Annotated in this window: 11 protein-coding genes and 1 pseudogene; 2 read left to right on the top strand and 10 right to left on the bottom strand. The window is 63.6% G+C overall.

Annotated elements, in window-relative coordinates:
• Positions 1 to 121: 121 nt before the first annotated feature.
• From AC3WLF_RS13090 to AC3WLF_RS13065, 6 genes are all read right to left on the bottom strand, one after another.
• Positions 122 to 727: a thiamine pyrophosphate-dependent enzyme gene (locus AC3WLF_RS13090; protein ID WP_492318045.1), complete on the bottom strand. Its 606-nt coding sequence runs from the start codon at positions 725 to 727 to the stop codon at positions 122 to 124.
• 13 nt (positions 728 to 740) lie between these two features.
• Positions 741 to 1,301 carry a thiamine pyrophosphate-binding protein gene (locus AC3WLF_RS13085; RefSeq protein WP_492318046.1) on the bottom strand — a complete coding sequence of 187 codons (561 nt, stop codon included), beginning with the start codon at positions 1,299 to 1,301 and terminating at the stop codon, positions 741 to 743.
• Positions 1,302 to 1,375: 74 nt separating this feature from the next.
• On the bottom strand, positions 1,376 to 3,700 hold the full coding sequence (locus AC3WLF_RS13080; RefSeq protein WP_492318047.1) for an arylsulfatase: 2,325 nt from the start codon (positions 3,698 to 3,700) through the stop codon (positions 1,376 to 1,378).
• Positions 3,701 to 3,789: 89 nt separating this feature from the next.
• Positions 3,790 to 4,773 carry a Bug family tripartite tricarboxylate transporter substrate binding protein gene (locus tag AC3WLF_RS13075; protein WP_492358340.1) on the bottom strand — a complete coding sequence of 328 codons (984 nt, stop codon included), beginning with the start codon at positions 4,771 to 4,773 and terminating at the stop codon, positions 3,790 to 3,792.
• Positions 4,774 to 4,871: 98 nt separating this feature from the next.
• Positions 4,872 to 6,491 carry a GMC family oxidoreductase gene (locus tag AC3WLF_RS13070; protein WP_492318049.1) on the bottom strand — a complete coding sequence of 540 codons (1,620 nt, stop codon included), beginning with the start codon at positions 6,489 to 6,491 and terminating at the stop codon, positions 4,872 to 4,874.
• 200 nt (positions 6,492 to 6,691) lie between these two features.
• Positions 6,692 to 7,759 carry a porin gene (locus AC3WLF_RS13065; RefSeq protein ID WP_492358339.1) on the bottom strand — a complete coding sequence of 356 codons (1,068 nt, stop codon included), beginning with the start codon at positions 7,757 to 7,759 and terminating at the stop codon, positions 6,692 to 6,694.
• Between the two features lie 258 nt (positions 7,760 to 8,017).
• Here AC3WLF_RS13065 and AC3WLF_RS13060 point away from each other — a divergent pair, with 258 nt between their 5' ends.
• Both AC3WLF_RS13060 and AC3WLF_RS13055 read left to right on the top strand, forming a co-directional pair.
• Positions 8,018 to 8,740, top strand: coding sequence for a Crp/Fnr family transcriptional regulator (locus tag AC3WLF_RS13060; protein WP_492358338.1), 723 nt, complete (start codon positions 8,018 to 8,020; stop codon positions 8,738 to 8,740).
• A gap of 287 nt (positions 8,741 to 9,027) precedes the next feature.
• Positions 9,028 to 9,515, top strand: a pseudogene (locus AC3WLF_RS13055) (site-specific integrase).
• Positions 9,516 to 9,656: 141 nt separating this feature from the next.
• Here AC3WLF_RS13055 and AC3WLF_RS13050 read toward each other — a convergent pair.
• The 4 genes from AC3WLF_RS13050 to AC3WLF_RS13035 are packed head-to-tail and all read right to left on the bottom strand — an operon-like array spanning position 9,657 to position 13,525.
• Complete coding sequence (locus tag AC3WLF_RS13050; RefSeq protein WP_492358337.1) at positions 9,657 to 10,505, bottom strand: enoyl-CoA hydratase-related protein; 849 nt, start codon at positions 10,503 to 10,505, stop codon at positions 9,657 to 9,659.
• Complete coding sequence (locus AC3WLF_RS13045) at positions 10,502 to 11,284, bottom strand: enoyl-CoA hydratase-related protein (protein ID WP_492358336.1); 783 nt, start codon at positions 11,282 to 11,284, stop codon at positions 10,502 to 10,504. The genes AC3WLF_RS13050 and AC3WLF_RS13045 overlap by 4 nt, the downstream gene beginning before the upstream one ends.
• Before the next feature lie 38 nt (positions 11,285 to 11,322).
• The gene (locus AC3WLF_RS13040) at positions 11,323 to 12,546 is read right to left on the bottom strand and encodes a CaiB/BaiF CoA transferase family protein (RefSeq protein ID WP_492358335.1); all 1,224 of its coding nucleotides are present in this window, start codon (positions 12,544 to 12,546) and stop codon (positions 11,323 to 11,325) included.
• Between the two features lie 10 nt (positions 12,547 to 12,556).
• Entirely contained in the window at positions 12,557 to 13,525 is a 969-nt protein-coding gene (locus AC3WLF_RS13035) for a Bug family tripartite tricarboxylate transporter substrate binding protein (protein ID WP_492358334.1), read from the bottom strand.
• Positions 13,526 to 13,626 lie beyond the last annotated feature (101 nt).

The following is a 13,626-nucleotide window of genomic DNA, read 5'->3' as shown; positions in this document are numbered from 1 at the left end:
CTTTTGGTGACGTTGAGAACAGCGCAGTTACGGGCCCACCTTCATCTGCCTTGCCTGCCGGGACCGAGGTCCCGGCGTCTTGTGAAGTGGGTAAGGGATCAGTCGGCAGCTGCCGCTGCTTCTAGGTATTGAGCGCCGCGCGCAGGGTCCGTACGGCGTTGCGCATGCGCACGAACTGCAGTTCAGGCAATAGTGGCTGCGGCGTGTCAGGCCCGATGCGCCGTGGGTCTGCATCGACCACCAGGTCGACAAACGTGGCGCCGTCCTGCGCAAGCAATTCCGGGAGTGCGGCAGTCAATGCGTCCAGGTTATCGATCGTGCGCGCATCGTCATAGCCGGCAGCCCTGGCCATCGCCGCGAAATCGCACGTCGGCTCTGTGCCTGCGGTCGCAAGATTGACCAGGCCATTGAACTGCACGCTGTTGTGAAGCACGATATGCAGGAAGCGTTGAGGCCGGTTGTGAGCCACGGTGACCAGGCCACCCAGTTCCATCAGCAGACTGGCGTCGCCATCGACCACGATCACCGGAAGGTCGGGCCTGGCCATCGCCAATCCCAGGCCAAGGCCAGCCGCCCCGCCCATCAAGGGGACCGAGTCGATCCGGCGCTCAGCCACACCCAGCGCGTCGAAGGCAAACTGGGCTGACATCGTCGATACGAGCAGTGCGTCAGGGCATGCTTGGTTGCGGGCCGCAGCGATGGCGGCACAGGCTTGCTGAATTTGCATCGTTTTCGTCTCCTCAATTCCAGGTTACGTGACGACCGATCAGCAGCACCGCCGGTCCCTCACAGGCCGCCGCGTGCGCAAAGGCTTCCGCGCAGTGGGCGACGTCAGTCTCATCTTCGATATTCCAGTACCGAACGCCGATGGCATCCAGCAATGGTTCCATCAGACGCACCATGCTGCGCTTGGAATCTCGTGCAGGTTGCCCGATGTTCTCCAGTTCGCGCCCGAACTGGCCAACAAGAAACACCATGGGCACGCCGGCGTCGATGCAGGTTGCGCGCAGCGTGTTTAGGCACTTGTAGAATCCCTGGTTCTGCACCATGACCACCGGCTTCGCACCGCCAACGTACAGTCCGGTAGCCATCGTCAGTGCCTGATCCTCGCTACAGGCGGCTACCTGCCGGATACCACTATCAGCAGCGAGCAACCTCTCGTGGAGTGCGAACTGCACGAAGTCCGGCACGGTGACGGCGTGCGTTACCTTAGCAGCGCGCAGGGCGCCGAGCATTGCGCTGGCGCTGGGGCCACCGGGGGGATTGGGTGTTCGAACTGCAGTCATGGTTTGTGCATTCATCGTCTTCTCCTTAGTGTGCAAAGTGGCGCGTGTCCGGCGGGTTGCGCCTTCCTCTGGCCGAACGTCCGAACCGCTCAGACAGCGCTGCCCTTCAACCCGGCATCGCGCATCCTGGCTTGTATCAGCGCTTCGCTCGATACGATCGGACTGTCGCTGGCCAGTTCGCCCGGCTCGATCCGCACTCGATCGATCTGCCCGGTGTATCGCAGTGCGCCCTTGCCTTCATGGCACTCGCTGACAGACAGTCGCCTGCTCATGCCGACGCTCAGGCCATTGGTCGCGCGGAGCATCGTCGGCGACAACTCGGCACGCTCAACGTGCAGCGCGCCATTGAGTGTGACAGCCGCTTCCCCCCGGCGTCCGCCGGTCGCCTTGAAATCGAGCTCGAACTCCTGTTTTCCCGGCTTGAGCCGGATGGGCGGCAGGGTCCGCGGGCTGAACCACCACTGGTACGTGAAATGCAGCGCGTCCTGCTCCACGTAGAGCACCATTCCGGAGAAGCGGTCGCCGATGGAAAGGATGACGCCCTCGTCCCCCGTGTTCCAGTCAAACGATGCCCGCAGGACAAAGCACCGATCGCCAATCAGGGGAGAGATCACCGCGCCCGGAATGGCCTGGCCCTCCCGATGGAAGTCTCGCGGCAACCGGACGTGATCGAGTTCATATGGAGGCAGGGAAACCAGGCGCCGCTCATCGCGGTTGTCGAGCGGATAGACGTAGTTCGCGGTCGCTTCGCTTTCGAACTCCGCCACCATGCGATCCAATATCTCCGGATGCTGGTCCGCGAGGTCATGGATCTCGGTCGGGTCGTCGGCGATATTGAACAGCATCCAGTTGTCCAGATCGAGGCGCTGCGCCGGCACCTGCAAGGAGACGATCTTCCAGTCGCCAGAGATATATCCCCGGTTGGCCTGCAGTTCGTAGTACTGGCGGCTGCGCTGCGACGGCGCCGTGCCGCTGCGCAGGCTGGCAGTAAAGCTCTTGCCGTCCAGGTCACGGGTGCGGAAGCCATTAAACACCGGCGGCAGCGCCGTCTGGGCCAGGTCCATCACCGTCGGCAACACGTCAGTCACGTGAATCCATTGCCGGCGGATAGCGCCCCGCTCCTCCCTGGCAATGCCGCTAGGCCAATGCACTACGAACGGCACGCGAATGCCGCCCGCCATTGGGGTGCGCTTGTAGAGCCGGTAAGGCGTATTGCTGACCTGTGTCCAGCCGGACGGATAGACGACATATGTCTCTTTACTCCCCACGCGGCCGGCTTCCAGCAGTTGCCTGTTGACCTCCGGATTGTCCGGCAGCCCTGCCCGGCGTGCCTGAAGGTTCATGGCGCCGGTCGGGCCTCCGACGGAGTTGGCGCCGTTGTCCGAAGTCACCATGACAATGGTGTTGTCAAGCTGGCCAGTCCTGCGCAGGAAGTCCAGGACCTTGCCAATGTTCTGGTCTGCGTTGTCGACCAGCGCAGCATAGACTTCCATGTACCGTGCGTACAACGCCCGGTCCTCGGGCGGCAGGTCCGCCCACGCGGCCACGCCCGGATTGCGTTCAGGGTAGGCGGCGTTGGGCTCGATCACGGCTTCCGCGCGCTGCCGCTGGTAGCGCGCCATGCGCAGTGCATCCCACCCGGCATCGTAGCGGCCCAGGTACTTCTTCAGGTCCCCTGGCTTTGCCTGCAAGGGGCCATGGGGCGTCTGGAAAGCCAGGTAGAGAAAGAACGGCTTGTCCGGCGAACAGGATCGGTGCTCAGCCATCCAGCCGATCGCGCGCCGGGTGTAGTCATCTGGCGCAAAGTAGTCGTCCGGATAAGATTCCACGCCGGCAAACTGGTTGCCGTCCAGCATATTGTCCGGCTGGAAGTAGCTGGTCTCGGCCGACATAAAGCCGTAGAAGCGGTCAAAGCCTCGCTGCAATGGCCACGAGCTGGTATCGCCGCCGGGAAAGTTGTTCCGGTCATAGGTGTTGTGCCACTTGCCGACCGCCATGGTGCTGTAGCCGGTGCTCCTCAAGATCTCCGCCATGGTGGGCGCATCCAGGGACATCTCACCCTTATAGCCCGGGTAGCCCGGATCATGGTGTGAGAGCCAGCCGCATCCCACGCTGTGCGGATTCTTGCCCGTGAGCAGCGCCGCGCGCGCAGGCGTGCACATGGGGACGGTTGTATAGTTGGTGAATCGCAGCCCCCCGGCCGCCAGGGCGTCGACGTTTGGCGTCTCGATCTCTCCGCCAAAGCAGCCCAGGTCGGAGAACCCGAGGTCGTCGAGCAGGATCATGACAACGTTGGGGCTGCCAGCTTTTGCGCGCACGGGGGGGGACCAGTGCGGCATTGAGTCTGCCAGCGTCTTCCCCATCTTGCCCTGGAATGCCGGTTGGTACTGCGGTTCAAAATTACTGGTTGTCATGAGACCTCTTGTCATTGTGGCGTGATCGCAAGCTTCGTGGCGATCCGTTCATCAGCGCGACTAGCGGTGGATGCCATGGGCTGGCTTGCCTATGTCTTCAGGCCCAGGCGTTTCACCAGAGCCTGTTCCGTCTGGATTTCCGTGCGCAGTTGCTCGGCGAACGCCGCCGCAGACTCACTGATCTCCACGCTCGCACCCACGCTTCCCAGATACGCCACATACTCGGGCTTGCTCGCGACGGCCTTGACCGCCGTGAACAGCCGCTCGACCAGCTCCGGCCTGGCCTTGCCCGGCAAGGCGTACCCGCCCCACGGCACATAGTTGTAGCCGGGCACCCCTGCTTGCGCCACGGTGGGCACGTCGGGAAACTGCGCCGGGCGCTTGTTGGCCGTAATGGACAAGGCGCGCAAGGTGCCCTTCTTCAGGTAGGCGAGCACGGCGCCCGGATGCTGGAAGGAAAAGTCCACTTCGCCGGACAACAGCGCGACCGCGCCCTCAGCGCCGGACTTGAATGGCACATGCAGCGCCTTGAGCCCGCCCGGCACCCGATCACTGAGAATCTCGTACATCAGGTGCGTGTTCGAACCGATGCCCCCGCTGGCGTAACTCAGCTTGCCCGGTGCCGACTGGATCGCAGCGATCAGGTCTGCCTGGATCTTGTAGGGCGAGTTGCCGCGCACGACCAGCACATGCGGCGTCACAGTGGTCTTCGTCACCGGCTTGAGGTCTTTGAGCAGGTCGTAGCGGCCAGTGATGGCCTGTTGGGTGACCATCAGGTTGCTCATCAACAGGATGACGCTGCCGTCGGGCGGCGCGTTTATGACGGACTTGGCGGCGATCAGGCCGGACGCACCTGGCTTGTTCTCGACCACGATGGTCGTGCCCAGCGACTTGCCGAGCATGCCCTCCATCATCCGCACACTGTTGTCGGCACCGCCACCGGCCTGGAAGGGCACGACCAGCTTGGTGGTGGATGGCCATGGCGTCTGCGCGAAGGCGGACCGGCCCACGGCGCCCAATGCCAGGATTGCGCCACCTCCCTGCAGGAGCTTACGGCGGAAAAGATCGGTCATGAGATGTCTCCAGGAAGGGTGGACGGCACCGCCGGGGTGCGGCCACCCATGGTTTGGCGTGTCTGTCTTGGTCCCGCGCGCCTGCGCGGACGCACGCTTCAGGTATGCTCGGCCAGCACGAAGTCGGCCACGCGTTCACCGATGACGATGGCGATCGCGTTCGTGTTGGTTGCTGCGATGGATGGCATCACGCTGCAGTCAGCGACCCGAAGCCCGGTGATCCCATGCACGCGCAGCCTGGGGTCGACCACGGACTGCGCGGCATCGGTCCCGATGCGGCAGGTGCCGACCGGGTGGTAGGCCGTGGCGCCGGTCGCGCGCATATAGTCCACCAGGGCTTCGTCGGAAGAGACAAACGGTCCCGGACGCAGCTCCTCGGTCAGCCAGCGCGCCAGCGGCGCGGCCGCGGCCACCTGGCGCGACTTGCGCAAGGCAACCAGGCAGGCCTCGATATCGCGCGGGTCGGTGAAATGGTTGGACACCATCCGCGGGGACGCAGCGGGATCGGCGCTGACGATGTGCGAGGACCCGCGCGAATAGGGGCAGATCTGGAACGATGCCAGGGTCACGCCGTCGAAGGGATCCAGCCGTGTCCGAGTTTTGCCGCGATTGCCCGAGGAACTGGCCTGCTGGATCTGGAGCTTGATCTCGGCATCCTTGCCGCCGGCCTCGCGCGGCACGAAGCCATGCGCGGTGATGGTGGCCGACGTCAGGCGTCCGTCACGGCGGAAGAACCAGCGCACGCCGTCCTTGAATCTGCCAACCCCGCTGGCAAGCTGCCGGTTCCAGCTGATGCCCGGCTTGCACCGGTAGGCCATCGGGCTGTAGACGTGCTCTGAGAGGTTTTCCCCCACCATCGGCAACTCGTGCAGCAGCGCAATGCCCGCCGCGCTCAAGGCATCGCGCCGGCCGATGCCAGACAGTTCGAGCAGCTGGGCGGAATTGAAGGCGCCGCCGCTCACGATCACTTCGCGGCGCGCACGCAGCGTCAGCTCGCGCTCCCCCCCGCGGGCCACCACGCCGCAGGCCCGCTTTCCCTGAATCAGGACCCGGCTGGCCAGCACGCCCGTCATGATGGTCAGGTTATCCAGCCCCTTGTTCGGGTCCAGGTAGGCCTCGCGCATGTTGGAGCGCATGCCGTTGCGCGTGTTGAACTGGATGTAGCTGCCGCCGATCCCGCCGGCATTGTAGTCAGCGACCCGCTTGCCTACCCCCGAAGCCTGCAACGCATCGAGGAAGGCATCCGGTCCTTCATCGACCGGCTGGAATTCCGTGACGCCGACCGGGCCTCCCCGCCCGCGATGCGCCGGATCCCCCTTGGCATAGCTTTCGATCTTGCGGAACCAGGGCGCCAGATCGTTCCAGCCCCAGCCAGGGCAGCCATCCTCCGCCCATCGGTCATATTCGCGAGGGGTGCCATGCACCCACATCATGCCGTTGACCGTGGAACTGCCGCCCACCACCCAGCCGCGCGGCCAGTAGATCTTGCGGCCGTTCAGTTGCGCGTCCGACTCGGTGAAGAAGTCACGGATATAAATGCCCCGCCCCAGGAGATTGACGATGCCAATCGGGATGCGGCTCCAGAAGCTGGTGTCCGGCGGGCCCGCCTCGAGCAGCAGGACCTGGTGCTTGCCCGCCTGCGCCAGCCTTACCGCCGCCGCGGCACCGGCGGAGCCGGCGCCGACGACGATAAAGTCATAAGTATCTGTCTCGTTCATGCTCATTCTGTTCATCCGCTATCCAGTCTCTTGCTGTGCCGCGCCAGGCGAACTACCCAATGCCGACATCTCGATACTAGGCCTGGCGCACTGCAACAATCTGTCAACCTGGAGACAAAATCCGGTTTCTGGCTCGGCACGGTTCTGACAGGCCGCGCACGGGATGCCCCCGCCAGGACCAGTGCCTTGCCTGCGTCAATTCAGAAGCGATGGCGGATGCCGACGCTGACGGACTTGCCGGAATCGCCGCTGTTGGCGTCGATCGGGATCTGGTTCAGCGAGATGCTGCCGCGCGGGCTGTTATGGAAGTAGAGCCCGCGCACATAGACAGCCGTCCGCTTGCTCATCGCATGGTCCCAGCCCAGTGCCAGGGCGAAAGGCTGATTGCCTCCCTTGACGAAGCGCTTGACGACTGCCGCCTTCAGGACATCGCTCTTGGTGACGTCCCAGTTTGCAGTCAGGCCGAGATGCCGCGCCGGCTTCGTATTGACAAAGGTGCTGCTGGTATAGCCAGCGGCCACTCCCCATTCGACGGGGCCGGTACGGACGGCGGCGCCCGCAAGATGGATGGAGGTCAGCCTGGTTTCGGTTGGCGTCGGCGTCTGCGGGTTGTGCATGCCTTGATAGGCGTAGAAGCCATAGACCGATTTCGACTCATAGGTGAGATTCGCGCCGAAGTTCAGGCCACTGCGGGGCGAGCCGGGCACCTCGCCCGGCGCCACGGCGGCGCCGAAAGCGAATCCGCCGAACTTGGGTGAAAAATACTGCACCGCATTGTTGAAGCGCGCGCCGAAGGCGACCTGCCCGGTTCCCTGCGAGGCGACGCTGTTGAGCAGGCCGAAAGGCGATACGGCGGCGTTCAATGCGAACGGGTCCACGCGCACCAGCGCATAGAAGGACGGCGTGTACTGGCGGCCAAGCCTCACTTCGCCCCAGGTATCCGACCCCAGGCCGACATAGGCCTGCCGGCCGAACAGCGTGCCGCTGCCAAAGGCTTCCATGCCGGTGTCCATGCTGACGCCGGCTTCCATCAGGGCCGTGGCCCGGGTTCCGCCCCCGAGGTCTTCGATTACCCTGATCCCGAAACGCGATGCGGCCTGCTCGCCATCGCGCATGCGCACAACACTACCGGTCGACCCGTGGGCATATTCCACGGCCAGGTCGGCGACACCGAACAATTGCGTAGTGGTTGCCTCCGATGCGCCCGCCGCGACGATCAAGATGCAGGCCACACCATGTTTTCGTGCCATTGTTTGCTCCCCCTTCATTTTTGTTATCGATTCACACAGGGCGTGCTGCTAGCCGGCGGCCTGCGCCATTGCAGCGTCCACCACCTGGTTCGCATGACACGCTCTTAAGCCGGGGAAGTGGCGCACGAAAGGGCGCAGAGCGGTGCGGCGGCTGCCACGGCTACCGCCGCAAAGCCTGAGGTTGCGATGCTAAGATGTTCACTCGCCAGCCTTGACCCCTCGGCGCTTTCCCCATGTGCGCATTCTGGCGATGCCGCACTGCAACAATCTGTCACCTTGAAGACAAAAACTGGACTTACGGCGTATCAGGCTCTCGCCAACTCCGTGCTCGAGCGCTCCGCGGCGCTGCAAGGGTGCGCGGAGCAGACGCGCAGCCGTTTCGTTGAGACGGGGAATATCAAGCAATATGCCAGTGGAGAAATCCTCACTACACGAGGTCAGCCGGCGGATTCACTGCTTGTGTTGTTGAGTGGCTGCCTTGAGGTCGGCGTTTTTACGGGTTCAGGCAAACGCTTTGTGATCCGCTATATGGAGCCTGGGCAGATTCAAGGCGTCATCCCCGTGCTGGATGGACAGCACTCCATTCACGACACGCGCGCGCATAGTGATTCGGTCGTATTGCACATTGCCAAGCAGGCCTTCATGGATGCGCTCCTTACAGACGCCGCACTGGCCCAGGCATTGCTGCGCCTCTTCTGCTCGCGGTCTCGCGCTCTTTATGACGGAGCCGCTGCCAACGCGCTGGCCCCGATACGGGTCCGGGTGGCGCGATCGCTGGTCTCACTGCTTCCAGCTTACGGCCTCCCGCGGGGGGACATAGTCACGCTCTCACTCAAGCTCTCCCAGGACGAACTGGCCGCATTGGTGGGCGTGTCGCGACAGCGGCTGAACCGGGAGCTAAAAGATTTCGAGAGCGAGAAGCTCATCACGATCGCCTATTCGCATATCGAGATACTGGATTGCCCCGCCCTTATCGCGATTGCATCGCTGGATGTGTAGCATGTGTAGCATCAATGCCAGTGCTAGCTACCGACGAACTGATCAGCGTTATGGCAGCAGCGCTGGTTCGCGAGCTGGCCATGCCTCGAGTTTATGGCGATGGTACTGGAGCACTATGGGCCTGATGCACCTACGGAATTCGCTCGTGCGCAAGGACGTAACAAATGTCCGTTTCGCGTTGGAAGCCGCCGTTGGGGCCGCGCGGGGCTAGACGGCAGAAGAGGGTCGGACAGCGACCGTTACAGCAGGCGCAAACTGAATCTCCCTTCACCTGAAAGGAGATCGTCATGGATACGCGAAACTCCCCCGCCGCGCCTCACGTTCCTTGGAACAAAGGGAAGCTTACGGGTCAGAAGCCGCCCTTGAAGCTCAAGGAAATCTGGGCGATCCGCACCAGGCTCCAAATGTCCTCGAAGGCGCGCGAGCTTGCGCTGTTCAACTTGGCCATCGACAGCAAGCTCCGAGCTTGCGATCTGACTCGATTGCTGGTCCAAGACATATGCCACGGCGGGCACGTGGCCGCCCGAGCCACAGTCACTCAGCAAAAGACCCATCGACCGGTGCAGTTTGAGATCACCGAGCAGACCCGTGACAGCGTTGCTGCCTGGATTCGGATACGAGGACTCCGTTCATCTGACCACCTTTTCCCAAGCCGACTTCACGCCTGCGCGCAGTACAGTTGCTGCTTGGACACACTAAGATCGAGAGCACTGTCAGATATCTTGGCATCGAGGTCGACGACGCGCTTGAGATGGCGGAGCAGACTGAAGTTTGATGACGTCACGGCCGGCGAGCGGTCGCTTGCGGCCAGTTTCGGACATCGGCCAACGCTTGCGTCCAGGCAGCTCAATGCCCGCTCCGCATCCCGTACCGGACGTTCAGGCTTATGCTAGCTGCGCACGCGCAGGCAAGCCGCTCAGCGCCCCAGTCCCAGGAACGAAGGCTGTCGTTTGTCGAGGAAGGCCGCCACCCCCTCACGGAAGTCGCTGCCCTGCAATGAAGCCGCGATCTCGCGCTCAGCCAGCGCCACGCTTTCACCTAGCGTCTGGCCAAGCGCGAGGTACGATTGCCGCTTGGCCGCCGCCATTGCGCTGGGCGAGCATAGCGTCGCCAAAGTAGCGGCACGTTCGAGCACCGCCGGCAGGAATCCATCGGCTTCGAGCACCGCGGAAACCAGACCGGCCTGATCGGCCTCCTGAGCGGTCATTGACCTGCCGCACATTAGCCACTCGAGCGCACGTGACAAGCCGATCAGCCTGGGCAGGATCCAGGCAATGCCGTGCTCGGCGGCCAGCCCACGCCGCACGAACGCCGGCACCAGTCGCGCGTCGTGACTGGCGTAGCGGATATCGCAATAGAGTGCGAGCACAAGGCCAACCCCGGCTGCGGCGCCGTTCAGGGCGCAGATGATGGGCTTGCCGATGGCCAGCAGATAGCTGTAGCGCTGGTCAAAGTCTTTCCTGGCGGTGGCATCGTCAGGCATGGGAGCCGCCGTGCCAACGGCGCATTGCGGGCCGGACGCTGTTAGCCGCGCGCGCGCCGCCGACAGATCGGCGCCGGCACAGAAGGCCTTGCCGGCCCCCGTCAGCACGATCACACGGACCTCGCGGTCGTCCCGGCAGCGCTCGAGCGCTGCGCGCAGTCCCGCTTCCATTTCGGCGTTCCAGGCGTTGAGCTGGTCCGGCCGGTTGAGGGTGATGACGGCAATCTGGTCCGCCACTTCGCAGCGTATGCTCTCGGTGGGGATCGGGCTGGCCACGCTCATGATTTGCTCCCCACGCGTTCCGTCAGCAAGCGCAGTGCCTGGCGGTGCGCTTCGGTCGTATGCGCCAGCGCCTGCATGCTGGCGGAGAGGTCGAGCACGGCGTCGAGCGTGTTGAGCAGGGACGCCTCCACCAGGCGTTTTGTCATCCTGACTGCGTGCCCCGGGTTCGCAGCGATCGCACGCGCAAGCGTCAGCGCAGTCTCCATCAGTGCTTCAGGCTCGGCCAGGCGCGACACGAGACCCCATTCCATTGCCTGCTGCGCATCGATGGCGTTGCCGGTGAGCGCCATTTCATACGCGCGCGCCAACGGCAGGATTCGTGCCAGCAACCAGGCGCCGCCGTCGCCCGCTACCAGGCCAAGCTTGACGAAACTCTCGGCAAAGGTAGCGCGGGTCGAGGCAATGCGGATATCGCACATGCAGGCGAGGTCCAGTCCGGCACCAATGGCGGGGCCGTTGACCGCGGCGATCACCGGTATGTCGATTTGCTGGAAGGCACGCGGAATGCGCTGGATGCCAGTGCGGTAGCGCTGTTCGTTGACGAGCGGCTCACCCGCTGCGAGCTGACCCAGCGATTGCAGGCTGCCGCCGGCGCAGAACGCGGGCCCGGCGCCGGTCAGAATGGCCGCGCGCAGGGTCGTATCGGCGGAGATCTCCGCAAGTGCCGTGACGATCGCCTGGATGCTGGCGTCGTCTGCAATGGCATTGCGGTTCTGGGGGCGATTCAGCGTGAGGATGGCAATGCCATCCTCATGGACAGTCTGGACGAAATCAGACATGACTGGAAGTCTCTATTGGCAGACGGCCGGTTTTCACTTCAGAACGCGCCTTGCTGGCGCAGGGTGTCGATCGCGGCGGCGGACAGGCCGAGCAGCTCGCTCAGCACCGCGTTGTTGTGCTCGCCCAGGCCCGGGTTGGGCTTTAGCACCCGCGGCGCAGACTGATGAAAGCGCAGAGGGCTGTTGGGCAGTACCACCTCGCCCAACTCGGGATGATCAACATAGCTCAGCATGCCGCGCTCGTGCATATGGCGGTCGTGTACCACCTCATCGAGCGTGCGTACTGGCGCGCAGGGAAAGCGATAAGCCTGGCTCGCCGCCATGATCTCGGCTCGGGTCAGGTTCGACGTCCAGGATGTGACAAATTCGTCCACTTCGCTCATCACCTCGCAACGCAAGGTGTGTGTTGCGTAGCGTTCCTGCCTACCCAGTTCGGGGCGCCCCATCGCTTCGCATAGCGCCGGCCAATGGCCTTCGGTGACACAGATGATGGCGATGTAGCCGTCCTTTGCCAAATAGCTGTTGTAAGGCGCCATGGCGAGCGCCCCGTGCTTGTTCCCGGTGCGCGGATTGCGCTCCGGGTCCTCGTAGTACAGCGTCAGATTTGAGGCCAGCGTGGGATACATCGCGTCCTGCATGGCGATTTCGGCAATTCGTCCGCGGCCGGTCCGTTCGCGCTCCAGCAAGGCTGTGACGATGGCGCCATAGAGGTGGATACCACCCAGGAAATCGCTGATGGCCGGCCCTGCCTTGACCGGGGGGCGATCGGCATAGCCGGTCACGTGCATCGCCCCGCTCATGGCCTGAATGGTCAGGTCCATGGCGAGATGATCGCGATTCGGCCCGCTGGTGCCGTAGCCCGAGGCAGACGCGTAGATCAGGCGAGGATTGATCTCCAGCAGCGCCTCGGCGCCGAGGCCGAGGCGTTCCATCACGCCCGGCATGAAGTTCTCCAGCACTACGTCTGCCTTGGCCACCAGGTCGCGAAAGACGCTGCGGCCTTGCTCGGTCTTGAAATTCAGCGTGATGCCACGCTTGTTGGAATTGAGCATGGCCAGGGGCAACAGCGACTCGCGACGCGACCGCACCGGCTCTCCATGTGGCGGCTCGATCTTGATCACATCGGCACCCGCCATCGCCAGAAGGAAGCCGCAATAAGGTCCCTGGTAGATCTGGCCCAGGTCAAGCACGGTCAGGCCTGCCAGCGGAAGGTCGCGCGCCGGAAGGTCATTGGTCACACTCGTGGTCGGGTTCGTCGTCATGGTATGGATCTCACTGTTTCTGCATTCCGGCCTGCCGGGCTGCCTGCTCCCAGCGGCTGATTTCCTCAATTTGGAAGCGTCTGAGCTCATTGGCATCGCCAAGAAACGGCTCGCCATAGGATTGCCGCACCTTTGCCACGCCTTCGGGCAAGCGGTAGATCGCCTGCAGATGCTCGCCAAGGAGATTGACGATGGGCGCCGGCGTACGAGCCGGCACGAAGGCCGCAGTCCAGTTGATCATGTAGTAATCTCGGAAGCCCGACTCCTGCAGCGTCGGCACCTTGGGGAAGGCATCGACGCGCCGGTCGGCACTCACGGCCAGCATGCGAACCTTGCCGGACTGCAGGAAGGGAACAACGGCGCCGAGGTCGGCAAAGGCAAAATCGAGTTGGCCGCCGGCAAGGTCCGACAAAGCTGGCGCCACACCCTTGTAAGGCACGGGCGTAGCGCGGCCACCCGCAAGGTGAAGGAAGAGTTCGGTGGCAATCTGGTACGAGGCCGCACCGGCGCCGTAGTTGAGCGTGCCAGGCTGGGCCCGGCTGCGCTCTGCCAACTCACCGATAGTTTTCGCACCCGAAGAGGCCGGCACCACCACCGCCATCACGCCACGCGTCAGCCGAGCCACCGGTGCGAAGTCTTTCACGGGGTCGTAGGGAAAACGCTTGAAGATGGCAACATTGGTCGCCATCGGCGAATTGCTGGCCAGGAAGATCGTGTGGCCGTCGGGGTCAGCACCGGCCACGGCCTGGGCGGCAATGAAGCTGTTGGCACCGGGCCGGTTCTCCACCACCACCGGCTTACCCAGCCGCTCACCGAGCTTCTGTGCGACATAGCGCGCGGTGGTATCGGCGCCGCTGCCGGGCGGGAAGGACACTACTAGGCGGATTGGCTTGTCAGGGTATGCGCCAGCGCTGAAAGGCAATGCCAGCGAGAGCAGCGAGGCCGCTGCGGCAAGGCGCAGGGAGGTGCGTCTGTTCATCTTGTCTCCACGCTAACTTATCGAGGGCGAGCTCTGTCTGGCCCGCATGGCTGCAGAATAGGCAACCATAGACATGACACCAATCGCGGTGGGTCTATATC

Source organism: Cupriavidus sp. FW306-01-F10A, assembly GCF_058782785.1.
The sequence above is the reverse complement of the archived record's forward strand: the minus strand, read 5'-3'. Positions and strand labels throughout refer to the sequence as shown.